Source organism: uncultured Roseobacter sp., from assembly GCF_947495025.1.
Lineage (GTDB): Bacteria > Pseudomonadota > Alphaproteobacteria > Rhodobacterales > Rhodobacteraceae > Roseobacter.
Genome location: NZ_CANLXG010000001.1, coordinates 1,121,204 through 1,144,362, shown reverse-complemented (window position 1 = coordinate 1,144,362; position 23,159 = coordinate 1,121,204). Strand labels below are relative to the sequence as shown.

Here is a 23,159-nt window from a genome sequence, read left to right as displayed (position 1 = left end):
GCCGTACCAGCCGGCAGAGCCCTGGTCAGGCCTGCCTGTTCCGGAGTGTTGCCTGCGACTGAGAAAGCTTTACCGCTAATTCCAGATCCTGACAAAACAGCAGGGATGCCTCTCTGCGGCGGCCCGCATCCCTCAGGCGCAGCAGCCATGAGGGATGTACTGTGATCAGCACGGGCGTTTCGTCCGGACCTCGCTCGACCTTCCCGCGCCGCGCGAGAAGATCAGCGCCGTTTCCCGTCAGCGACCGTGCCGCTGTTGCGCCGAGAGCCAGTATCAGCTGCGGTCTGATCTGCGCGATCTCTGCCATCAACCACCATCTGCAGTGCTCAGTTTCCCCCGCGTCCGGTCTCTCATGCAGGCGTCGTTTCCCATCCGGCCGGAATTTGAAATGCTTGACTGCGTTCGTGACGAATACCTGTTTTCTGTCCAGACCGGCCTGTTGTGCTATCTGATCGAAAAGGCGACCGGCAGGACCGACAAACGGGCGCCCGGTCAGGTCTTCCTCGTCGCCGGGCTGCTCGCCGACAATCATCAGTGAAGCATCAGCAGGGCCTTCGCCAGGAACGGCCTGCGTTGCAGTCCTGTGCAGCGCGCAGCGTGTGCAGGTGCTGATGGCACTGACCAGTTCGTCACGCGTGCCATCCCATGCCGATACATTCGTTGCCTGCTGTGCCTGAACAGCCGCCAGTCTTGCCGGCGGCAGGGTAGGTGCGGCCAGCGCCATCTCTCGCGCTCTGTCGGGCGCGCGCGCGATCAGTTCGGGGATGGCCGCCGCCTCTGGCATATTTTTCCAGTATTTTTTGGGCATTTCAGACTGCATGGCCTGAACCTTGAGCCGCGCGGGATTAAAGATATTCCTGAAATAGGTGACCCACAGGGCTTCGCTTGCATCGTCCGGCAGGTCGGGTTGCGGTACGTCTACCTCAAAGCGCAGTCTGCCGTTTTCAAAGAATACAGACACATCGGGCGTGATGATCTGCCAGTCCATGTCTGCAAAACGCCGGACAAAAAACTGCGCGGTTGGTTCTGTGGTATGATGCGTAGGTTCAAACCAGGCTGCAAAGGACCGTCTGTCAGCATCCGGAGCGCCGGTTTCACGAAAGCGCACAAACGCCTTCATCTTGTGCTGGCAGCGGTGGACGTTCTTTTCCATCCGACGCAGTGCCGCGAGATCAGCATCGCCTCTGTCTGTCATCAGATGTGGCGCGTCACGCAGCCGCCACAAAAAAGCATAAAGCCGGGCAAACCGGGAGGGGTCGCTGTGCCATACCACGCTGTTTGCCATGGACAAAAAGCTCCTGGGCACCGTGACCAGGGTGTGCTGGGGCGTATCCGCGCTGATGTCGAAGAGACCGGCCTGAACCGAAGTGTCCCCCCAGCTGATCTCCTGCGGCGGTGTGCCTGTCGCCAGAAACCCCCGGGCGGCCTTTCGCCAGGCATCGGCTGTTCCGATGCGGGGCAGTGAGACGCGGATCATCAGAAGAGGCTCAGCTGTTCCGGCGGCGGGGCAAAACGCGCCCGGAGCCCGGCACTGTCTGTCAGCTGGCCGGGCGTCCAGCCGGCCGCTTCGATGAAGGCGCGCGCCTTTTTCATCTGAGCCCCCATGCGAATGAGGTCGTCATAACGGATATTCCGGTGTCTGCGCGTGCTCAGAATGCGTCCGACGGTCTTTGTGCCGAACCCGGGCACCCGCAGCAGCAGTTCACGTGGCGCGCGGTTTACGCTGACCGGAAACAAAGCCCGGTTGGCCAGTGCCCAGGCAAGTTTTGGATCAATCTCAAGGTCGAGGTTGCCGTCCGGTCTGTGACCGGTAATTTCTTCGAGGTCAAAGCCGTAGAAGCGCAACAGCCAGTCTGCCTGATACAGGCGATGTTCTCTTTGCAGTGGCGGGCTGATCAGTGGCAGCCGCGCCGACGCGTCCGGAATAGGCGAAAAAGCGGAATAATAAACGCGTTTCAACCGATAGCCTGAATACAGACGGGTCGACTGCCCCAGAACAGTTGTGTCCGTGGCGTTGTCTGCGCCAATGATCATCTGCGTCGACTGACCAGCCGGTGCAAAACGCGCCGGGCGTTTTCCGGTGTGCGACCGGTCTTTGGAAATTTCCTTGCGCAGGCGTACCCCGGCCATCGCGCGCCGGATCTGTTCGGGATTTTTCTCCGGAGCATATTGCCGGACCGAGGCGTCCGTGGGCAGTTCGACATTTATGGAAAGACGATCGGCCAGCAGCCCTGCCTCTTCGATCAGCTCAGGGGCCGCATCGGGAATTGTCTTGAGGTGGATGTACCCCCTGAAATTCTCATCATGCCGCAGTTTACGGGCAATCCTGACCATATCGAGCATCGTCGCATCCGGCGACCGGATAATACCGGACGACAGGAACAATCCCTCGATGTAGTTCCGCCGGTAAAACTCAATTGTCAGACGCACAACTTCGTCAACCGAAAACCGCGCACGCGTGACGTTGGAGGACGATCTGTTGATGCAGTAACTGCAGTCGTAAATACAGAAATTCGTCATCAGAATTTTCAGCAGGCTGATGCATCGTCCGTCCGGGGCATAGGCATGGCAGATCCCGCTGCCCTCGTTGGAGCCAAGGCTTTTGCCTGCGCGCGAGTCGCGCCGGGTTGAGCCGGATGATGCACAGGAAGCATCATACTTAGCTGCATCCGACAGTATTGCGAGTTTCTGTTCAACTGTTTGTCTGACCATTTGTTCACTATATGTTCACGCTTCAGCCTGCGCAATACGCGAAGCAGATGCGCCTGTGCTACAGCGGGTGCGGTCCGGTACAGAGACCGCAGCTGCGGAAATCTGCGGGAAAAAAATTTACCGCGTGTAAAATTTTTGAGTTACCATGTTGACGTGCAAGGCTTGTGATAGCGATAACTTACCCAGCGCTGCGGAGGGGCAAATCCTGTATGAACGACCCGAAAATCCGGACTATGGAGGAGTTCGCAGCGATCAGCGGCATTTCGCGACCGACTGTTTCCAAGTACTTCAACGACCCGGGCAGTGTCCGGAAATCGACGCGCACACGTATCGAGCAGGCACTGGAGCAACACAACTATCGCCCCAACATCTACGCAATCAACCAGAACCGGAAGCTGACAAAAAGCATAGGGCTGGTTGTGCCTTTTCTGGTGGACCCTTTCTTTGCCGAAATCGCGCGCAATATCGAAAACCTGATTGTCGCAACGGGCTACCGTCCGATCTTGCTGAACTCGCAGGGGCGTCCGGAACAGGAAGTTGAGAATCTGGATAACCTCCGGTCTTTCCGGCCCGCGGGTGTATTGATTGCGCCGCTTGGGCGACAGTCTGACAGATCGGCGCTGGAAGCTTTTTGCGAAGAAGTGCCGACCGTTCTTTTTGACAGCAATATCAGCGGGATGGGGAGGGGTTTCGTGGGGGCGGACAACCGCCAGTATGCCCGTGACATCGTCGAGTACCTGTGCCGTTCAGGCGAGCCGCCCTGTTTTTTCGAGATGCGCACGCCTGCAAACCCGAACGCGAATAAGCGGCGACAGAGTTACCTGCAGACCATGGAGGAACTCGGTTATGAACCGCATGTGATCAGCGTCGATGGCGAAGGATGGGCTTTTGAGGATATCGGCTATCGTCAGGGCATGGCGGCCATCGAAAAGCGCCGGTTTGAGACCAATACAATCCTGTGCAGCAATGACCGCCTGGCGATCGGATTCCTGGCTGCGTGTTATGAAAAGGGATACCGTGTTGGCGGTGGGCCACAGAACGCCCTGCGGGTAGCCGGTATGGATGACCACCCTTTCGCGCGGTTTACCTGCCCGCCTCTGACCACCGTTGCACAGAACTATGCAGCCATTTCCAGCTCTGCGGTTGAGACCCTGCTGACATTGCTCAACCTGGGCGATTCTGAGCTTCCACCGCGCCGGGAACTGCTTTTCGAGGGTCGCCTTGTCAAAAGAATGTCGGCTTAACAGGCTGATTTAAAAGAAATCCTCAAAATAAATTTACTCGCGTAAACTTTTAATTTGACGTGAGGTCGGTTCACAACTTAGTGTGTCGCCACAGCATCCAAAACAGGGAGGATCGGATGTACTTTTCTCACGCACTTCGTGCGGCAAGTGCCATTGCGTTGATCGCAGCTGGTGCCGCACAGGCAGAAACACTCACAATCGCAACGGTGAACAACGGTGACATGATCCGTATGCAGGGCCTGACCGACGATTTCACAGCCAAAACAGGCCACGAAGTCGAATGGGTCACGCTCGAAGAAAACGTTCTTCGCCAGCGTGTCACAACCGACATCTCCACCAAGGGCGGCGCTTTCGACATCATGACAATCGGCATGTATGAAACGCCGATCTGGGGTGCGAATGGCTGGCTTGTGCCGCTGGACGATCTGTCCGAGGAATACAATGCCGACGACATTCTGCCGGCAATGGCAGGTGGTCTGAGCTATGACGGCACGCTCTATGCGGCCCCGTTCTATGGCGAAAGCTCGATGGTCATGTATCGCACGGACCTTATGGAAGCAGCAGGCCTCGAAATGCCGAAAGCTCCCACATGGACGTTCATTCGTGAAGCCGCGGCGGCAATGACCGATCGTGACAACGAAATCAACGGTATCTGCATCCGGGGCAAGGCCGGCTGGGGCGAAGGCGGTGCTTTCATTACAGCAATGTCCAACTCCTTCGGTGCACGCTGGTTTGATGAGGACTGGAACGCCCAGTTCGACACGCAGCCCTGGAAAGACACGCTGGAATTCTACGTTGGCATGATGAACGAATCGGGCCCTCCCGGATATGCGACAAACGGGTTCAACGAAAACCTGTCGCTGTTCCAGCAAGGCAAGTGTGGCATGTGGATTGACGCGACTGTTGCGGCATCCTTTGTGACCAACCCGAACGAGTCGACTGTAGCTGACAGTGTTGGTTTCGCTCTGGCACCCGATAATGGCCTGGGCAAACGTTCCAACTGGCTCTGGGCATGGGCGCTGGCAATTCCTGCCGGTACTCAGAAAGAAGCAGCAGCAAAAGAGTTCATCGAGTGGGCAACATCCACCGGCTACATTGAGCTGGTCGCAGAGAACGAAGGTTGGGCAAACGTACCGCCCGGCGCGCGTACATCTCTGTATGAGAACCCGAACTATCTCGAGGTTCCTTTCGCTCAGATGACACTGGACTCGATCCTGTCTGCTGATCCGCAGAACCCGACGGTTGACCCGGTACCTTACGTAGGTATCCAGTTTGCCGCTATTCCTGAGTTCGCGGGCATCGCCACCGAAGTCAGTCAGGAATTCTCGGCAGTCTACGCTGGGCAACAGTCCATCGACGAAGCGCTGGCCAAGGCTCAGGCCCTGACCAACGACGCAATGGAAGCTGCCGGCTACCGCTGAGGCCCGGCTCCATCATATCAGGGGGCGGTGCGCCCGCCCCCTGGTACATTTTTCCAAAAAACTGCACAGTCATCTCCTAAGGCGGGTATTTCCGTCAACGAAAGAGGTATGTCATGGCCACACAGAGTTCACGCTCAGCAGCACGCCTGATGATGGCACCCGCTGTGATCCTCCTGCTCGGATGGATGCTCGCGCCGCTTATAACGACACTGTACTTCTCATTCCGCCGTTATCTGCCGCTGCGCGGCGGCGATCAGGGATGGGTCGGTTTTGAAAATTATACCCGATTTATCGGATCCAGCGCTTTCTGGCCCAGCATCCAGACAACTCTTATTATTGTTGGGGGCGTGCTGGTCATCACCGTTCTGCTGGGGATTGTTCTGGCGCTTCTGCTCGACCAGCCAATGTGGGGGCAGGGCATTGTCCGTATCCTCGTGATCGCACCTTTCTTTGTGATGCCGACTGTATCCGCTCTGGTCTGGAAAAACATGTTTATGGATCCGGTGAACGGTCTGTTTGCCCAACTGTGGAAGTTCTTTGGAGCCACGCCCGTCGAATGGCTCAGCCAGGCTTCGCTGCAGTCGATCATTATGATTGTCAGCTGGCAATGGCTCCCCTTTGCGACCCTGATCCTTCTGACAGCGGTCCAGTCGCTGGACGGAGAGCAGCTCGAAGCGGCTGAGATGGACGGTGCACCCTTTATCAAGCGCTTCTGGTATATCGTGCTGCCGCACCTCGGCCGGGCAATCACAATTGTGATCCTGATCCAGACGATCTTCCTGCTCTCGATCTTCGCGGAAATATTCGTCACCACCGGTGGCGCCTTTGGAACCCGTACACTGACGTACCTGATCTACCAGCGTGTGCTGGAAAGCCAGAACATCGGGCTGGGGTCTGCAGGCGGCGTTTATGCAATCATTCTGGCCAACATTGTTGCCATCTTCCTGATGCGCATCGTTGGCAAGAACCTGGACAACTAGGAGGGAGCGAACATGGCACGTGCTGTTACAACAAACCGCAAAATCCTGAACACCGCCGTTGCTTGGAGTATTGGTCTGCTGATCTTCTTCCCGATCCTCTGGACCATTCTCACCAGCTTCAAGACAGAAGCACAGGCGATCAATGATCCTCCGATCTTTCTGTTCTTTGACTGGACGCTGGAAAACTACGCCGTCGTCCAGGAGCGCTCCAACTACATGAAGTTCCTGTGGAACTCGGTCATTATCGCGGGCGGGTCCACTGTTCTGGGTCTGATTATCGCGGTGCCGGCGGCCTGGTCGATGGCTTTCGTCCCGTCAAGACGGACAAAAGACATCCTGCTCTGGATGCTGTCCACCAAGATGCTTCCGGCGGTGGGTGTGCTTTATCCGATCTACCTGGGCTTCATCAAACTGGGCCTGCTGGACAGTCGCTTTGGTCTGGTGATCGTCCTGATGCTGATCAATCTGCCGATCATTGTCTGGATGCTGTACACATACTTCCGTGAAATTCCGGGCGAAATTCTGGAAGCCGCGCGGATGGACGGTGCAAGCCTGAGGGAAGAGATACTCTATGTTCTCACGCCGATGGCCATACCGGGTATCGCATCCACCCTGCTGCTGAACTTCATTCTGGCCTGGAACGAAGCCTTCTGGACACTGAACCTGACGGCTGTGAATGCAGCTCCGCTGACCGCGTTCATTGCCAGCTACTCCAGCCCTGAGGGCCTGTTCTACGCCAAGCTTTCGGCGGCATCGACAATGGCGATTGCGCCAATCCTCATCCTTGGCTGGTTCAGCCAGAAACAACTTGTGCGCGGCCTCACTTTCGGCGCTGTGAAATAGGAAAATATCATGGGACGTATTACACTCAATAAAGTCACCAAGAGTTTTGGCGAAACACAGGTCATTCCACCGCTGGACCTGACCATCGAAGACGGCGAGTTTACTGTCTTTGTCGGCCCCTCCGGTTGCGGTAAATCAACGCTGCTGCGCCTGATCGCCGGGCTCGAGGACATCACATCGGGACAGATCGACATCGACGGTGTGGACGCGACTGCTGTCCCACCCGCCAAACGGGGCCTGGCAATGGTGTTCCAGTCCTATGCGCTTTATCCGCACATGTCGGTTCGCAAGAACATCGCGTTCCCGCTGCGGATGGCAAAGATGGATCAGGCAGAGATCGACCGCCGGGTGGATAACGCGGCCTCGGTGCTCAACCTTGCCGACTATATCGACAGACGGCCGGGCCAGCTCTCGGGTGGTCAACGCCAGCGTGTGGCCATCGGACGGGCGATTGTCCGCGAACCGGCAGCCTTTTTGTTCGATGAGCCACTCTCCAACCTGGATGCCGCGCTGCGCGTGGGTATGCGTCTGGAGATCAGTGAACTGCACAAGCGGCTTGAAACGACAATGATCTACGTGACCCACGACCAGGTCGAGGCCATGACAATGGCGGACAAGATCGTCGTTCTGCGGGCAGGCTTCATTGAGCAGGTCGGCAGCCCGCTGGAGCTCTACAAGTCTCCGAGAAACCTCTTTGTCGCTGGATTCATCGGATCGCCGAAGATGAACTTTGTCGAGGGAGCCGAGGCCGCAAAGTACGACGCGCACACCATTGGCGTGCGTCCGGAGCACATTGCGATTTCCGCGACCGAAGGTGTGTGGAAAGGCCGCGTCGGGGTCTCCGAGCACCTCGGATCGGACACGTTCTTTCATGTGCATGACACCGGCCTCGCGGAAACGATCACAGTCCGTGCCGACGGTGAAGTGAGCTTCCGCCACGGTGACACCGTGTTCCTGACGCCACGCGAGGATGTGCTGCACCGTTTCGGTGCGGACGGGTTGCGGATCGGATGAAACGCCTGGCCGGTAAATCTGCGCTGATAACCGGTGCCGCCCGCGGCATCGGTCGCAGCTTTGCCGAAGCCTATGTCCGCGAAGGCGCCCGCGTTGCTGTCGCAGACATCAATATCGCGCGTGCCCGGCAGACAGCAGATGAGATCGGACCGCAAGCTTTTGCCGTTGCTATGGATGTGACCGATCAGGCGAGCATTGATGCCGCTGTTGCAACCACTGTCGCAGAGCTGGGGCAGATCGATATCCTGATCAATAATGCGGCGCTCTTCACTGCGGCACCGGTCACAGAAATTGACCGTGATGACTACCGCAAAGTATTCGACATAAACGTGGGTGGCTGTCTTTTCACGCTGCAGGCCGTGGCAAAACACATGATCGACCGGGGGATCCGCGGGCGCATCATCAATATGGCAAGCCAGGCGGGGCGCCGGGGTGAACCGCTTGTGGCGGTCTACTGTGCGACCAAGGCTGCAGTCATCAGCCTGACGCAGTCGGCCGGGCTGAACCTGATCGAGCATGGTATCAATGTGAATGCCATTGCACCGGGCGTGGTCGACGGAGAACACTGGGACGGCGTGGATGCTTTCTTTGCAAAGCATGAGAACAAGAAGCCCGGCCAGAAGAAGAAAGAAGTGGCAGCCGGAGTTCCGTTCGGGCGTATGGGGCGGCCGGAGGACCTGACGGGTATGGCGGTTTTCCTTGCCAGCCAGGAAGCGGAATACGTTGTCGCGCAGTGCTACAACGTCGATGGTGGACAATGGATGAGCTGATGATCGACTCTGCACAGAAACCTGAAACTGTTGTGAAACTGAAAAATGCAACGCTCGACCGGTTGCCCGAAGGCATTCCGTACCCTCAGTACGACCGGAGCGCGCTGACGCCCGGCATCATCCACATCGGTCTTGGCAACTTTCACCGCGCGCATCAGTCGTGGTACCTGCACCGTCTGATGCAGGACGGTCTGGCGCAGGACTGGGCAATCGTCGGTGCAGGCGTGCGTGCCTATGACAGCATCATGCGTGAAAAGCTTCTGACGCAGGACTGTCTGACCACTCTGATCGAACTGGACCCGTCGGGCACGTCGGCTGAGGTGATCGGCTCCATGACAGGGTATCTGCCGGTCGAAGAGGGGAATGGCCCGCTGATCGCGGCAATGGCAGATCCCTGCATCCGCATTGTCGCTCTGACGGTGACCGAAGGCGGGTACTACACCGACCCTGCCACCGGCGGGTTTGATGCGGCCCATGACGACATGCAACACGATGCAGCGCATCCCGACAGGCCGCGTACTGCTTTTGGTGCAATGATTGCGGCCCTCCGGGAGCGTCGCGATTCCGGTGCTGGTCCGTTTACAGCGCAAAGCTGCGACAATCTGCAGGGTAACGGTGCGGTTCTGAAGCAGACGCTTGTTGCGCTCGCACGGATGGCAGATCCGGAACTGGCCCTCTGGATCTGCAACAACGTCGCGTTTCCGAACTCGATGGTCGACTGCATTGTGCCCGCGACCGGCGCGTCAGAGATCGCGCTCGCGGGGCGCCTCGGCATTGATGATGCGGCTCCTGTTACGCATGAAAATTTCCGCCAGTGGGTGATTGAGGACAATTTTTGCGCGGGGCGTCCCGACTGGGACAGGGCTGGCGCAGTCTTCTCTGATCGCGTGCATGACTATGAAGCAATGAAAATCCGTATTCTCAATGGCGGCCATCAGGTGATTGCGAACGCCGGCGAGCTTCTGTCCTGTGAAACCATTGCTGATTGCATGGCGCATCCCCTGATTGCCGGCATGTTCCGCAAGGTGCAGCGCGAAGAGATTACACCCTACGTATCCGCTGTGCCGGATATGGAGCCCGGCACATATGCGGAGCTGATACAGAGCCGGTTTGCCAATCCGGAGATCCGCGACACCACAAGACGGGTTGCGTTTGACGGCTCATCCCGTCATCCCGGATTTGTTCTGCCGGTTCTGAGAGATGCGGTAGCTGCGGGCGGATCCATCAGCGGGCTGAGTCTTGTAGAGGCGCTTTGGGCACGTATGTGCGCCGGGACCCGTGAGGACGGGAGCCTGATCGAGGCGAATGACCCGTTCTGGGATGACCTGCATCGCGCAGCGCTGGAGGCGCGGGAAAATCCGCGGGCCTGGCTTGAACAGCGACAGTATTATGGTGCACTTGCCGACAATGACGTCTTTGCGGCTGCATTCTCAGGCTGGTTGACGACCATCTGGTCCATTGGGACTTCAGGCGCGCTGCAGCAGTATCTTGCTGACTGACTGAGCTGCCCTGGGGCCTTCACAGCAGAAGGCGGAGGGGATCTGAGCGTCCTGACGCCGTGGACGCAGGATCCGTTTTCGCGCGCCCTGTTCCTGGACTACGCCCAACCGGCGCATTTTGTGACCGGCAAACTGATCTGAGCGACATCAGCCTGCGCAAGGTCGCAGGGAATAATCCGGATGTTGCCTTTTCCGACCTCTCAGACAATGAGCCGAACCGCCACAACGTCGGGCCCGCCCATGGGTGTAACGGGCGTCCCGACATGCTGTGTTTCGTAAATCTGACGCACCGGGTCTTCCTGTCAGATCGGGTCAAGAGCATTCAGACAGGGCGTTGCGCCACTGATCGCACTTTCAGAAAAATCTTTGAAAATTTCTTTTCTTAATGCTTGTGACACAGGCTGCGTGAGGACAGAGTTATCCTGCAGAAACAAACGGAAAGACGCTCCGGTATGGTCGAGGATCAGAGCAATGGCGCTACAGGTATTGCCCCGTTGCGGAAGTCAACGGTGCGCGAGATCAGGCGGGAACAGCTGATCGATGCAACGATCCGCTCTGTCGCGAAGCTGGGTATCGCCAACACCACCATGTCCTCGATTACCGAAATTGCAGGACTGTCAGTCGGGCTGGTAAATTTCCATTTCGAAAGCAAGCAGAAACTTTTTCAGGAGACACTGCTGTTTCTCGCGCGCGAACACGAGGAACACTGGCGACGCGCGCACAGGCGCGCGGGTCTGAGTGCCGCGGACAGATTGCTCGCGATTGCCGATGCGCACTTTGACCGCCGGATCTGCAAGCGCCGGAAGCTGGCGGTCTGGTATGCCTTTTTTGGCGCGGCAGGCAGGCGTTCTGAGTACCGTGACCTCATTGACGAGTTTGACAACGAACGGTTGGCCGTTTCCGCTGATCTTTGTGACGCGATTATTGCAGAGGGTGGTTATTGCTCGATCCCGGCCGATGTAATCGCGCGCACCCTCGAAGGTCTTTATGACGGTCTGTGGCTGAACATTCTGATGGCCCCGGACCAGTTTGACCGGCACCTCGGAAGGCAGCAGGTACGGGCCTATCTGCATGCTGTTTTTCCCGCTCATTTTACAGTCCCGGTATTTCAGAACTGACAGAGCGGGCGTTTTTGGTGAAACCTCGTGCCGCGCCGGTTCAGGACCCTCTGTGGACATGCACCGCGCATTGGGCGTGACGCACGACGTGAGAGGCCGTTGAGCCCAGGAAATAATCACGGATTCCGGGTTTGTGTGATCCCATTACGATACACTCTGCCTTGCCGGAATTTGCAAAGTCGATGATCGTGCGGGCGGAGTGCCCTTTGGTAATGACGGGCGTTACCCCTTCAATACCATGCACTTTCTCGTTCAGGCGGTCGGTCGCTTTCTGATAGGCCTCGCGCATCGTTTCTTCGTCAACGTAGGCACTGACTGTGCCTTCCGGCGCTTCATAGACGTGCAGAGCGGTGATGGACCCACCCGGGGCCAGCAGGGCGCGCGCAATCTGAAGCGATTGTGGCGACAGCCCGTGGTCCAGTGCCATGGGCACAATTATTGTCTTGTACATTCAGTCCTCCGTCCTGCGCGTTTTGCGCCGTTTGCACCAGACCGCACCGGGCCGGGTAATGCGTATATAGCATAGCCCCGCGTCCTGTCGTCGCTTTGATGCGTGTCAAATGCGCGGCTACTGATAAATCTCGGGCAAAAGGCTCGTCGAAAGTGCAGGAACATATGCGATCAGCAGGGTTACAAGCAGCATGAAAAGTACGAACGGAACAGCCCGGTAAGCGATTTTCAGAATAGACTCGCCCGTAATCCCCGATACGACAAAAAGGTTCAGACCCAGCGGCGGTGTGATGAAGCCGACACCAAGCGCAGTGATCATCATTATGCAGAACTGGATTTCGTTCATGCCGATGTTGTCCGCCAGTGGCTTGAGGATCGGCGCAAGGATCACAATGTTGGGCGTGGTTTCCATAACGCACCCTGCGGCAATCAGTATGCAGATCATCAGAAGAATAAGCATGGCCGGATCGTCGGTCAGTGATGTCACAGAGGTCACGAAGCCCTGTGGTACCCCCATAATGGCAAGCGCTTCGGCCAGTGGTGCGGAGAACGCGATGATGGGAAGAATGACGCCATTTACCTTTGCCGAACTGACGAGCATTGCCGGGAAATCCGCAAACCTGAGCGTACCCAGAATAAAACCCATAATGATTGTTACGACGACGGCGGTGGCGCCGGCTTCGGTCGGGGTGAGCCGGCCGGAAAAGATGCCGTAGAAAATGATGCCGGGCACGATGAACGCATACCAGCCGGATCTGAGCGCGCGGCCCAGGTTTCCGATCCATTCGCCAAAGGACATGTTACCGCCACCTTCCCAGCCATAGAGCCGGTTCATGACGATATTGGTTGCGAGGATCGATATCAGGATAGCCAGGCCCGGAATGAGCGCGGCGAGAAAGAGTGTCGATGCGGATATGCCAAGCACAAGGCCGATGATGATATAGGCGATGGACGGCGGGATCAGGATGCCCGTACAGGCGCCTGCGGCCACGAGCGCACAGGCATAGGGGCGGGGATAGCCGCTTTCCACGAGGCGGTCGATTGTCATGCGGCCCACGGCGGCGGCACCCGCAGCATCCGATCCGGAGATCGCGGCAAACATCCCGCAGACAAGCACGGTCGCAGAACCGAAGCCGCCTTTGGCAAAGCATGTCAGTGCCTCGGCCACGTCGAGAAATTTGCGCGAGAGGCCGGTCCGCACCAGCACGTCGCCGGTGAGAATAAAGAGCGGTACGGCCGTCAGCGCAAAGGCATCAATGCCCGCAAATAGGCTTTCGCCCACGAGGCTCAGCGGCAGGTCGCCGGACATGACCAGCATAACGATTGCAGCAGAACCGATAGCCGCCCAGACGGGAACAGCAAGTGCAATAAGTACGACAAACATGATGACGGGAACATAAAAGTCCCATCCCAGCTCGACGGTCTGATTGAGGGTATTCCAAAGCATTCTGTCTCTCCTCAGTCAAACAGCTTGTCGCCCTCGAAGACGGGGGTACCGTCCCGGAGCGCACGGAAATCGCGCAGGAAAGACTGCAGAAGACGCCAGACCATCAGGATGAAACCCGCAGGAACAGCCATCAGAAACCAGACCTTGGAGACGCGCAGGCCATCGGTGACAGAGCCAAACTTTGCAGAGACGTGCACCGTCTCCAGCGACCAGTAGAGCGCGATCACGGCGACAGTGAACATCACCAGATCGCCGAAGATATAGAGCAGAGCCTTGGCGCGCGGCGGCAGATAGTGCATCAGCACGTCAATCCTGATGTGCGCGCGCTCCTTGACAGCCGCAGCAGCTCCGATCCAGGCGAGGTAGATAAACGAATACCTGACGATCTCTTCGCCCCAGATCGACGAATAGGCAAAGATTTCACGCCGCAGCACCTCAATTGCCATCGTAATGACAAGCATCACGTAAAAAGTGAGGAGCAGCCAGCGTTCGGCGTCGCGGTCAATTCTGCGCAGAATATCCATAGGGCATCCGGTTGTGATTGAGTGCAGTTCACCTGTTCCGGCAGGGCGCCGGGCATAACATCAAAGGTGAACGGAAAACGGGCACCCGAAGGTGCCCGCTGAGTAAGTTACGCGTCGTGGACGTAATATTTGCCTTGCGTGCCTGCTGCTTCTTCCAGCTTTGCAAAGGCGTCCATTGATCCGGCGAGCTCTGTTTTGAAGGGGTCCCATTCGGACCGCTGGTAGCCGCCTGCGTCCTGCCACTCGGCCAGCTGATCACTGCTCAGCGCGTGGAACTGCACACCGGATTTCGCCAGCTCTGACATCGCATAGGCCCGTGCGGACGGTACTTTGGACAGGTTCTGGTGCGCGGTCATCTCTGACCCCCACATCACACCTTCCTGCACGTCGGCGGGCAGGCTGTTAAACCATTCCAGATTACAGGAATAGACCTGACTGTCCGGCACCGCCTGGGTGAAGGTCACATGGCTCAGGATGTCTTTGAACCCAAAGACATAAAGCGCGCCAACGGATGGATCCAGCGCATCAGCAACGCCCTGCTTGATCGCCGAAGGTGTCTCACCCCATGCCACCGGTGTTGGGTTGGCGCCGACCATACGGTAATACTGTTGCAGCATTTTTGATCCCGGTACGCGGAACTTCACACCAGACAGATCACCTGGGCTGAGCACTGCGCCCGCACCGCCCTTGCGCACGGCGACAACACGCGGATCGATGTTGACATAGAACAGAGCCTTGAAGCCTGCGGCCTCGACACCCGGATGCACCTGGCTGTTCCAGTAGTCCGATGTCACAAGATTGGTAAACCGCTGGTTGGATCCGCACAGATAGGGCATGTTGATCAGGTCAACGGTCGAGGCGAAGGGTGCAAAGTTCGACAGCGAGTGCTGGGCCGCCTGAATGGTACCACCCTGAACCTTCTGCACCAGCGAACCGCCTGCACCCAGCTGGCCGCCGGGTGCCAGTTTGACATAGATTTTTCCGTTGGTTGCGTTCTGGATGTTTTCTTTCAGATCCAGTTGCATAATGGGGTAGCTGCGAGACGCGCCCAGCACATAGGCCGTGGCCACTGTCATGATGTGTTCGGCTGCCTTTTCCCGGTCACGCTCTTCGTTGGCTGTCTGGGCCGCGGCCTCTGTCGACCAGAGTGTGCCGGCAGCACCGGCAACCAGCGCTGCGGTGAAACTGCCGGTGGTTGCAAGCTTCAGAAAGTTGCGGCGCTCAGCTGAGGCCAGTTCTTTGCGTTCGTTATCCAATCTTCGTCCTCCCGTTGGACACTCAGCTGCCGTCTTTGTTTTTTCGGTCAGCTTCTTTTTTGAGAATGGCCACGACGAACAGTATCGACGCGGCAAACAGAACCAGCATTTCCTGGACGTCTCCCATGAAGGCATTTCCTGTGAATGCTCCCATCGCAACGTTCACTGCGAATATCGCAAAGACCACAGCAGACGCGCCAAGAAACATGAAAAACCCCCCGTACAGAATCGGTTCCGTGAATTACTGTAAGCCGTTACATTAACTTAATGCAACGGCTTACATTTTGCGCCCTGATTGCGTGGTGCTGTTTGAAACCGGCGCAGAAGGTGGCATACACCCGGTGATTTACTTTGGCCGGATTTCCTGCATACTGCATTTATGAGACTGATTGGATCAATAATCCGCACGGGTGGCCTCAGGTGACGTCAAACCGGTCCGTTCCTACACTCTATGATGTCGCGAAAACCGCAGGCGTCTCTACGGCGACCGTATCAAGGTGCCTGAACTCTCCGGAGCAGGTGGTAGAGCATACGCGCAAGCGTGTGCTGGAGGTCGTGCATCAGCTTGGCTATACGCCGAATTTTGGTGCGCGGGCGATGGCTGCGAAGCGCACCTACACCATCGGCGCTGTGATCCCAACGATGGAAAATGCGATCTTTGCGCGTGGTCTTCAGGCCTTTCAGGAAGAGCTCCGGGCGCGGGGTTACACGCTGCTAGTGTCCAGTTCTGCCTATGATCCGCAGATCGAGGAAGAGCAGATCCGCGCGCTGATTGCGCGCGGGGCTGACGGTCTTCTGCTTATCGGACACGACCGGACAGAGACCGTGGCGGAATACCTTGAGAAGCAGGGAACACCGGCGCTTGCGGCCTGGAGTTTCGAGGAAAAAGGCGCTCTGCCGTCAGTGGGTTTCGACAACCGCAGAGCAATGCAGGCTCTGGCAGAGGAAGTCCTGGCGCTTGGCCACCAGCGCATAGGGGTAATTTCTGGCATAACGAGCGGCAATGACCGGGCGCGACGGCGGGTTGAGGGTATCCGCGACGCGGTGGCCGGAGCAGGGCTGGCTGAGAACTGCGTGACTGTGGTCGAAACACCCTATGATATTGCAAACGGCGCAGACGCTTTCGCAACACTTATGCATGCCGCTGACCGCCCCACAGCGGTCATGTGCGGCAACGACGTGCTGGCCGCCGGCGCTCTCAAAGCTGCCCGGGAAATGGGGGTATGCGTACCGCATGATGTCTCCGTCACGGGATTTGACGATATCGAGCTGGCAGGTATCCTGTCACCTTCCCTGACGACGGTACATGTACCCCACCGGGAAATGGGCCGGAAGGCGGCACAGGCACTGATGAGCATGGTGCAGCACGGAACCAGTGGAAAGACTGCTCTTCTGGAAACGCATGTGTGTCTGCGCGGCTCCCTTGCCGCGCCGGGTGGTCTCTGAACGACAGCTCCTGCGATCACCGCAGGGTTGGCCCCGTCGCCGGACCTGGCCCTGAAAAGGGCGAAACACAGGCAAAAACCCGCATCTGATCCGGCATTTATGGCCATTCTGCCATTAACCTATTGCATATTCGACACTCGCCGGAACTTCAGTTCTTTTCTATGTTGAGTAAAATTTTATTAGATTTACGAGTAATCAATCCGATGCGGGTTTGTGGAGTATTGGTATGCATAACCGTAGGCAGATGTTTGCGCCTGCAGGGTTCCTGCGCGCAGGCACATCACTTGCTGCACTTGCGGCCGGATCTCTCTGGCTGAGTACGGCGCAGGTTGCTGCGCAGTCGCCTCAGGGTGGTGTTGTTGCTTCGGGTGCTGCGACGATTTCAAAGACCGCATCACAGTCAGTTATTCAGCAGTCCACACAGCGGGCTGTAATCGACTGGCAGGGCTTTGACGTCGGGCGCGACCATACGGTGGTCTTTGACCAGCCCGGCCGCAGTTCCGCAACGCTGAACCGGGTGCAGTCCGTGTCGCCCAGCCTGATCGAAGGGACAATCACGGCACCTGGTACGGTTGTCATCCAGAACACGGCAGGTGTTCTGTTCACCGGTACGGCGCGTGTCGATACCGGCGGCCTGGTTGCGGCATCGCAGATCGTTGATGCCGGCTATTTCCTGAACAGCGGCAACTACCGTATCGGTGGTGGCGAGCGCCCCGGCGCCCGGGTGGTGAACGAGGGCAGCTTTACCATCGGAGACGCAGGCCTTGCAGCTCTGGTTGGCACCGACGTCGAGAACGCCGGCGTGATCATGGCACATATGGGCACTGTTGCGCTGGCGTCGGGAACACAGACCACCATCGATCTGTCTGGTGACGGGGTGTTTCAGATCGCAGTGAACGGCGCTCCTGAGGGCGGGCGCGTGTCACATACCGGAACCATAAATGCGTCCGGCGGCCAGGTGTTGCTGACGGCCGGTGGTGCCGCCGGCGCCCTCGACAGCGTTATCAATACCTCGGGTGTGATCCGGGCTGCATCCGGGTCCCGCAGTGGCGGCAGCATCCGTCTGGTCGGCCGGGGCGGCGGCGCTGTCCGGGTTGCCGGAAAAGCCGATGCATCATCTGACAAGGCCAGTGGTGGCAGCATCTGGGTGCTGGGCGAAACGATCGACATCAGTGCCTCTGCTGTCCTGTCTGCGGACGGCGCTGCAGCGGGCGGTGAGATCCTGATAGGCGGCGATGTGAAGGGCAGCGGACCTCTGCGCCGGGCGGCCGAAACCCGTGTCAGAAACGGCGCAGAGATTTCGGCAGACGGGGCTTCCGGCCCGGGTGGCAGGGTCGTGGTCTGGGCGGATCAGTCCACATGGTTTGACGGCATGGTCTCCGCAACCGGTACGATATCGGGTGGTTTTTTAGAAACATCCGGCCGGATCAATCTTGATATCGGCGAAAACGCTCAGGTTTCGCTCGGCCAGGGGGGCCAGTGGCTTCTCGATCCGCGCAACGTCAACATCGTGAACAGTGGAGCGGATGTCGTGGCGGGCGTAAACAACCCGCCGGCGGGCGCCGGCGACTTTCTGATCCGTCGTAATTCCATCCTGTCCGTTCTGAATGCAGGCTCGGACGTGACCATCACCACAGAACAGGCAGGCTCGACCGACGACGGGAATATTACGCTGTCTTCGGCATTGCGCTGGAACGGCGCGGGCAGCCTGACGCTGGATGCGGACGCAGGTATTTTCATCAATAACTCTTTGCAGACACGTGGTGCGGGCGATCTCACACTGGCCGCGGGCACGGACATTGTCATTCAGAGAGATGTCCAGTCCCGCGGAACGGGCGACATACAGATGACCGCCGGCGGCAATGTGACGGTAAACCAGAACGTACAGACCCGGACGACCGGTAATATCAGTATTGATGCAGGCGGCTTTGTGGACCTGAACCGCGCTGTCTTCAGTCGCGGCGCCGGGAATGTAGCCATCCGCGCGGATGGTACGGCTACAGTTGACCGTTTCCAGCAGAACCTCGGTGCGGGCGGATATCTGATCGATGCGGGTGATGAACTGGTGATCAGTCAGGGCATCCGGTCGAGAGGCGCGGGTACAGTTGATCTGCGTGCCCAGAACAATGTCACAGCCAACAGCGGCATTTCCTCTCTGCAGGGCGGGGACCTGACCATTCTGTCCAGAGCCGGCGATGTAACGGTAAACAGCGGTGTCACCACACGCCAGGGCGGCGACCTCACGATCGAGGCTGCGACGGGCAACGTGACAACAAACGGCAGCATATCAGCGCGGGAAGGCGGTGATCTGACAATTCAGACCGTGACCGGCGATGTGACAACAGACGGAAACGTAGCCACGCGCGGGGGGGGTGATCTGACGATCCGCACGCAAACCGGCGATCTGGCTGTCAGTCGTTCTGTCACGGCCCACCAGGGTGGTGCGGTTACAATCGAAACCACGACAGGCAACGTGACGCGGAACGGAAATACCGAAACGCGGAACGGCGGTAACCTGACCATTCAGAGCGGGACAGGTACCGTTGAGATCAATGGCAGTGCGGTTGCGCGTGGTGGTGGCGATATCGCGCTTCAGGCTCAGACCGGTGACGTGACCACGAACGGTAATGTCACCGCGCTCGATGGCGGCGACATCGCAATCGGGACCCGGGTGGGTGACGTCGAAATCAATCGTAACGTCACGACACGCAACGGCGGCGATGTGACACTGCAGACTGCGATGGGCGATATCACGATCAACCGCAACGTCGTCGCACTTGGCGATGGTGATCTCACGGTGCTTGCTCAGTCAGGCGATGTGATTTTTGGCGGAAGCGGTGCAAATCAGGTGTTGCGCACGCAAAACGGTCGGATGCTGCTCGAGGCCACCAGCGGCAGCGTATTGCTGGAGCGGACGAATACGACAAACCGGAACACACAGGTATTCTCTGATGCCGGGGCAATCGACGTTGTGGCGGGCACAGAAATCCGCCTGCAGGGCGGCACCGGCACGCGGCAGTTTGCCCGTCTGGGCAGGACAAGGGACTCTTCCGATATCTCACTGACCGCTCCGACGGTGTCGATCCTGGGTGGCAACGGCTCAAACCGTGGCAACGCACAGGTGCTTGCCGGGGCCGATGGCTCGATCAGCATCGATGCCGACACGCTGACCGTGGCCAATGGCACAGGCGGCGCACGCGGCCAGATCCAGGCGCTGGGTGGTGCAACGCTGGACATCGACGCGGGCACTCAGACCTGGGACGGCTTTGTGCGCGGCACCGGCGATACCACTCTGACGGGGGATATCACGGCCACGGTGCGCCCCAGGTTCGACCTAAATGATGGCTCTGATTTCACGCTGGCGTCGGGCAGCTTCGGATCTGCGAACCAGCGCCTCGACGTCCGTACGGCCGCTGACTCCGGCGCAGGCGGGATCATCCGGATTGGCGGACCAGTCGAGGCCCGTACTGTACTGCTCGAGACGGATGCAGGTGTGCGTATTGACAGCGGGGCGCGCATCACAGGCACCGCAGGTGGCACACCAGTTGTGGTCGCGGCCGGGGCGTCATTCCGGAATGACGCAGGCAGTGACGTCCTGCAGACAACCGCCGCCGGATCACGCTGGCTGCTTTACATCGACACCTTCGCAGGTCTGACGGGTACGGAGCCAGCCTCCGGACAGTTTGATCTGTATAATCGTCCCTACGCGTCGACGCCGCCCGGATCGCTCGGCGCATTCACCGGCAACAGGATCGTCTACGGCGAACAGCCAACGCTCACCTTCACAGCAACATCGCTGACAAAAACCTACGGCGAAGACGTCACAGCGTCGCTTGGTTTCTCAGTCTCCGGCCTGCGGTCCGGCGACAGTGAGGCAACCGCACTCACGGCGCCCGCTTCGGTAACCAGCGCAGGCGCTGATGCATCGGCGCCCGTGGCGGGCAGTCCGTTCACGATCAGTATGGCTGCGACAGCTTCTGATCAGGGTTATAACGTCGTCACAAACGATGGCACGCTGACAATCAATCCTGCCGCGCTGACGATTGCGGCAAATGATGCCAGCCGTGATGTGGGTGAGGCAAACCCGGTATTCACCGAAACCATCACCGGTTTCGTCCCTGGCGAGACGCTGGCCGATCTAAGCGGGACACTGACCCTGACCACCCCCGCAACACTGGCGAGCCCCGCCGGCATCTTCGCGATCACACCCGCAGGGGTCAGTTCGGACAATTATGCGATCACCTTTGTTGACGGTGCGCTCACCGTTGGCACGCTGCTGCCTGAAGGTTTTGCGGCGTCCGATCTGACCGAAGCCGGCGCCATTGGCGAACGTCGCGCTGGTCTGCGTGCCTATCCGCTGACGCCTGGTGATGCGGCATTCCGCACCACTGAACGGGACGCACCGCTGGCACAGGCTGATCCTTTTGCACTGACATACTCGCTGGGTGAGGTTGTGACCTTTGCGCAGGCCGGTGACACCGGATCACAGGGTTTTGTGCCCGCTGCGGGCGGTCTGGACGAAGATGCAAGCGGCGACTGCGGTGTGGCGGCAAACATCGGCACAGCACCGCGCGCGGGATGCGTACCTGTTGTGCGTGCTGAATCATACTGGGATCGCCGTTAATGCGCCTGTTTCCTGCTAAGCTGACCGGCCTGCTGACAGCGATACCCGTGATAGCTGCGGCGCAGGCACCAGAGGTACCGCCTCTGCCGGAAACATCTCCAGCGGATGTGCCTCAGGTCTCGGCCCCGGATTCACCGGGCGCAGATGCACCGCTTGAGCCGGGCGGCGAAGGCCCTTCCTTTGTGCTGCGTGGTGTGGCCCTCGAAGGCGTCACTGCACTGGATCAGGACGTGCTGGTTCCGATCTGGACTGATCTGCTGGGTCAGAACGTGACAGTGGCGACACTCGAGGGCATCGCCGCGCGTATCAGCGCTGCCTATCGGAATGCCGGCTACGTGCTGTCGCAGGCAATCCTGCCGGCCCAGTCGATAGATGACGGTGTGGTCGAGATACTGGTGGTCGAGGGTTTTGTTGATCAGGTGCGCCTCAGCGGTGGCAGACCAGAACAACAACGTCTGGTGCTGGAATACTTTGGTGCAACGGATGCCGACCGCCCACTGCGCCTTGAGACGCTGGAAAGAAGCGTCCTGCTGTCCCGTGATGCGGTCGGTGGCGCATCGCCGGATTCGGTTCAGACGGTACTGGGACCTTCTCCGGATACATTCGGTGCCGCTGATCTGGATGTCAGCATCACAGAGCAGAGCAGCACCGGATACTTTTCTGTCGATAACCGTGGCTCGCGCCTTTATGGCGAGTGGACGCTTGGCGCCGGCCTGCGCACGTTCAATGCTTTTGGCCTGAACGAGACCGTGGACTACACTCTGGCCCTCGCTCCTCAGGGAACATCACTGACGTTCGGTGCAGTGACGTTGGAGGCGCCGCTGTCCGGCGTCTCGGGGAGCTTCCTGGACGGCGCGCGGCTGCGGTTTAATGCAAACTACTTCCGTGGCGATCCGGACCTTACAAGGATCGGTGCAACAGCGGATCTGACGACAATTTCTGAACAACAGGAGATTTCGGCGTCACTGGTGGTCCCTTTCGTACGCACCCGTTCGTCTAACCTGTTCGGACGGCTTGGGTTAACCGCGCGGCAAAGCGATGCGGAAACCCGTCTGTCCGGCCTGACCACCGAAGAGGAAGACAGGCTGATTATTCTCGAGGCCGGGCTGGCCTGGGATGTGGCTGACCGGCGGGGCGGTATCAGCCTGGTGGACATTTCTCTGCGCCAGGGCCTTGATGTGGCCGGCGCCCGTCAGTCTGCCAGCGGTCCGGCTGCCGGAGAGCTGACATTCACCTCCGCACAGGTTCGTCTGTCACGGCTGCAGTCGCTCGGGGAAGGTCCCTGGTCTCTCTATGGCGAGGTGATCGGGCAGATGTCGCGTGGCGTACAGCCAAATTCGGAGCGATTCTACCTCGGCGGCTCGACCATCGGGCGGGGCTTTGCGCCAGGCAATACGTCCGGCGATACTGGCTATGCAGGCAGGGCGGAAATCCGGCGTGGCATCGGCGCAGACATGCTGGGTTCATTTGCCGAGGCCGCAGAGGTTTTTGCCTTTGTGGACTACGGTCGCGCCTATGACCGGTCGGTCGCGCGGGATGGCCGCCAATGGGAAAACCTGGGATCTGTCGGCATTGGTGCGCGCATTGCGGTTACGCCCTGGCTGTCGCTGACGCCTCAGATCGTCCGACAGATCAGCGGCACAGCAAGCGACACGGTTGATACGTCACCGGAAACACGGTTCTTTATCGGCGCGGTTGCGCGGTTCTGATCTGTCCATCCGGCGTTTTACTAAAATTCTGTGAATTCCAGCGGCTGCTGTTAGCGGCGGGTTAAGGCCCGGCGCTCACACTCTGGTTCGGGTCTGTCCGAA

Annotated in this window: 18 protein-coding genes; 11 read left to right on the top strand and 7 right to left on the bottom strand. The window is 58.7% G+C overall.

Annotated elements, in window-relative coordinates; all coding sequences use genetic code 11:
• Window positions 1-25: 25 nt before the first annotated feature.
• Both Q0792_RS05445 and Q0792_RS05440 read right to left on the bottom strand, forming a co-directional pair.
• The gene (locus tag Q0792_RS05445) at window positions 26-1,477 is read right to left on the bottom strand and encodes a UdgX family uracil-DNA binding protein (protein WP_298837253.1); all 1,452 of its coding nucleotides are present in this window, start codon (window positions 1,475-1,477) and stop codon (window positions 26-28) included.
• On the bottom strand, window positions 1,477-2,712 hold the full coding sequence (locus tag Q0792_RS05440) for a putative DNA modification/repair radical SAM protein (protein ID WP_298837251.1): 1,236 nt from the start codon (window positions 2,710-2,712) through the stop codon (window positions 1,477-1,479). Before Q0792_RS05440 ends, Q0792_RS05445 begins: the two co-directional genes overlap by 1 nt.
• Window positions 2,713-2,921: 209 nt before the next feature.
• Here Q0792_RS05440 and Q0792_RS05435 point away from each other — a divergent pair, with 209 nt between their 5' ends.
• The 8 genes from Q0792_RS05435 (at window position 2,922) to Q0792_RS05400 (ending at window position 11,601) form a co-directional block, all read left to right on the top strand.
• Window positions 2,922-3,956 (top strand): LacI family DNA-binding transcriptional regulator, encoded by a 1,035-nt coding sequence (locus Q0792_RS05435; protein WP_298837249.1) that lies wholly within the window; start codon window positions 2,922-2,924, stop codon window positions 3,954-3,956.
• A gap of 116 nt (window positions 3,957-4,072) precedes the next feature.
• Window positions 4,073-5,377: a sugar ABC transporter substrate-binding protein gene (locus tag Q0792_RS05430; protein WP_298837247.1), complete on the top strand. Its 1,305-nt coding sequence runs from the start codon at window positions 4,073-4,075 to the stop codon at window positions 5,375-5,377.
• 113 nt (window positions 5,378-5,490) lie between these two features.
• A complete protein-coding gene (locus Q0792_RS05425; protein WP_298837244.1) occupies window positions 5,491-6,357 on the top strand; it encodes a carbohydrate ABC transporter permease in 867 nt (288 codons plus the stop codon).
• Between the two features lie 12 nt (window positions 6,358-6,369).
• Window positions 6,370-7,200: a carbohydrate ABC transporter permease gene (locus Q0792_RS05420; protein ID WP_298837241.1), complete on the top strand. Its 831-nt coding sequence runs from the start codon at window positions 6,370-6,372 to the stop codon at window positions 7,198-7,200.
• A gap of 9 nt (window positions 7,201-7,209) precedes the next feature.
• Window positions 7,210-8,214 carry an ABC transporter ATP-binding protein gene (locus tag Q0792_RS05415; RefSeq protein ID WP_298837238.1) on the top strand — a complete coding sequence of 335 codons (1,005 nt, stop codon included), beginning with the start codon at window positions 7,210-7,212 and terminating at the stop codon, window positions 8,212-8,214.
• Window positions 8,211-8,984, top strand: a complete 774-nt coding sequence (locus tag Q0792_RS05410; RefSeq protein WP_298837235.1) for an L-iditol 2-dehydrogenase — start codon at window positions 8,211-8,213, stop codon at window positions 8,982-8,984. The genes Q0792_RS05415 and Q0792_RS05410 overlap by 4 nt, the downstream gene beginning before the upstream one ends.
• The gene (locus Q0792_RS05405; protein WP_298837234.1) at window positions 8,984-10,483 is read left to right on the top strand and encodes a mannitol dehydrogenase family protein; all 1,500 of its coding nucleotides are present in this window, start codon (window positions 8,984-8,986) and stop codon (window positions 10,481-10,483) included. Before Q0792_RS05410 ends, Q0792_RS05405 begins: the two co-directional genes overlap by 1 nt.
• A 452-nt stretch (window positions 10,484-10,935) precedes the next feature.
• Window positions 10,936-11,601: a TetR family transcriptional regulator C-terminal domain-containing protein gene (locus Q0792_RS05400; protein ID WP_298837231.1), complete on the top strand. Its 666-nt coding sequence runs from the start codon at window positions 10,936-10,938 to the stop codon at window positions 11,599-11,601.
• 40 nt (window positions 11,602-11,641) lie between these two features.
• On the opposite strand, the gene Q0792_RS05395 is transcribed toward Q0792_RS05400, so the two are convergent.
• The 5 genes from Q0792_RS05395 to Q0792_RS05375 all read right to left on the bottom strand — a co-directional run bounded on the left by Q0792_RS05395 (window position 11,642) and on the right by Q0792_RS05375 (window position 15,486).
• Complete coding sequence (locus tag Q0792_RS05395) at window positions 11,642-12,052, bottom strand: universal stress protein (RefSeq protein WP_298837229.1); 411 nt, start codon at window positions 12,050-12,052, stop codon at window positions 11,642-11,644.
• A gap of 117 nt (window positions 12,053-12,169) precedes the next feature.
• Complete coding sequence (locus Q0792_RS05390; protein ID WP_298837227.1) at window positions 12,170-13,498, bottom strand: TRAP transporter large permease; 1,329 nt, start codon at window positions 13,496-13,498, stop codon at window positions 12,170-12,172.
• 11 nt (window positions 13,499-13,509) lie between these two features.
• Entirely contained in the window at window positions 13,510-14,022 is a 513-nt protein-coding gene (locus Q0792_RS05385) for a TRAP transporter small permease (RefSeq protein WP_298837224.1), read from the bottom strand.
• A 107-nt stretch (window positions 14,023-14,129) separates the two neighbouring features.
• On the bottom strand, window positions 14,130-15,278 hold the full coding sequence (locus Q0792_RS05380) for a TRAP transporter substrate-binding protein (protein ID WP_298837221.1): 1,149 nt from the start codon (window positions 15,276-15,278) through the stop codon (window positions 14,130-14,132).
• A 22-nt stretch (window positions 15,279-15,300) separates the two neighbouring features.
• Window positions 15,301-15,486, bottom strand: coding sequence for a hypothetical protein (locus tag Q0792_RS05375; RefSeq protein ID WP_298837216.1), 186 nt, complete (start codon window positions 15,484-15,486; stop codon window positions 15,301-15,303).
• A gap of 212 nt (window positions 15,487-15,698) precedes the next feature.
• On the opposite strand from Q0792_RS05375, the gene Q0792_RS05370 reads away from it, so the two are divergent.
• From Q0792_RS05370 to Q0792_RS05360, 3 genes are all read left to right on the top strand, one after another.
• Window positions 15,699-16,724, top strand: a complete 1,026-nt coding sequence (locus Q0792_RS05370; protein WP_298837213.1) for a LacI family DNA-binding transcriptional regulator — start codon at window positions 15,699-15,701, stop codon at window positions 16,722-16,724.
• 226 nt (window positions 16,725-16,950) lie between these two features.
• On the top strand, window positions 16,951-21,348 hold the full coding sequence (locus Q0792_RS05365; RefSeq protein ID WP_298837210.1) for an MBG domain-containing protein: 4,398 nt from the start codon (window positions 16,951-16,953) through the stop codon (window positions 21,346-21,348).
• Window positions 21,348-23,057, top strand: coding sequence for a ShlB/FhaC/HecB family hemolysin secretion/activation protein (locus Q0792_RS05360; RefSeq protein ID WP_298837207.1), 1,710 nt, complete (start codon window positions 21,348-21,350; stop codon window positions 23,055-23,057). Before Q0792_RS05365 ends, Q0792_RS05360 begins: the two co-directional genes overlap by 1 nt.
• The last annotated feature ends 102 nt before the right edge of the window (window positions 23,058-23,159 follow it).

Excerpts from the sequence above, each read along its gene's own strand:
- Q0792_RS05375 (WP_298837216.1), bottom strand. The coding sequence starts at position 15,486 with ATGTTTCTTGGCGCGTCTGCTGTGGTCTTTGCGATATTCGCAGTGAAC.
- Q0792_RS05405 (WP_298837234.1), top strand. The coding sequence starts at position 8,984 with ATGATCGACTCTGCACAGAAACCTGAAACTGTTGTGAAACTGAAAAAT.
- Q0792_RS05360 (WP_298837207.1), top strand. The coding sequence starts at position 21,348 with ATGCGCCTGTTTCCTGCTAAGCTGACCGGCCTGCTGACAGCGATACCC.
- Q0792_RS05435 (WP_298837249.1), top strand. The coding sequence starts at position 2,922 with ATGAACGACCCGAAAATCCGGACTATGGAGGAGTTCGCAGCGATCAGC.
- Q0792_RS05420 (WP_298837241.1), top strand. The coding sequence starts at position 6,370 with ATGGCACGTGCTGTTACAACAAACCGCAAAATCCTGAACACCGCCGTT.
- Q0792_RS05390 (WP_298837227.1), bottom strand. The coding sequence starts at position 13,498 with ATGCTTTGGAATACCCTCAATCAGACCGTCGAGCTGGGATGGGACTTT.
- Q0792_RS05410 (WP_298837235.1), top strand. The coding sequence starts at position 8,211 with ATGAAACGCCTGGCCGGTAAATCTGCGCTGATAACCGGTGCCGCCCGC.
- Q0792_RS05365 (WP_298837210.1), top strand. The coding sequence starts at position 16,951 with ATGCATAACCGTAGGCAGATGTTTGCGCCTGCAGGGTTCCTGCGCGCA.
- Q0792_RS05385 (WP_298837224.1), bottom strand. The coding sequence starts at position 14,022 with ATGGATATTCTGCGCAGAATTGACCGCGACGCCGAACGCTGGCTGCTC.
- Q0792_RS05415 (WP_298837238.1), top strand. The coding sequence starts at position 7,210 with ATGGGACGTATTACACTCAATAAAGTCACCAAGAGTTTTGGCGAAACA.
- Q0792_RS05395 (WP_298837229.1), bottom strand. The coding sequence starts at position 12,052 with ATGTACAAGACAATAATTGTGCCCATGGCACTGGACCACGGGCTGTCG.
- Q0792_RS05430 (WP_298837247.1), top strand. The coding sequence starts at position 4,073 with ATGTACTTTTCTCACGCACTTCGTGCGGCAAGTGCCATTGCGTTGATC.
- Q0792_RS05425 (WP_298837244.1), top strand. The coding sequence starts at position 5,491 with ATGGCCACACAGAGTTCACGCTCAGCAGCACGCCTGATGATGGCACCC.
- Q0792_RS05440 (WP_298837251.1), bottom strand. The coding sequence starts at position 2,712 with ATGGTCAGACAAACAGTTGAACAGAAACTCGCAATACTGTCGGATGCA.
- Q0792_RS05445 (WP_298837253.1), bottom strand. The coding sequence starts at position 1,477 with ATGATCCGCGTCTCACTGCCCCGCATCGGAACAGCCGATGCCTGGCGA.
- Q0792_RS05400 (WP_298837231.1), top strand. The coding sequence starts at position 10,936 with ATGGTCGAGGATCAGAGCAATGGCGCTACAGGTATTGCCCCGTTGCGG.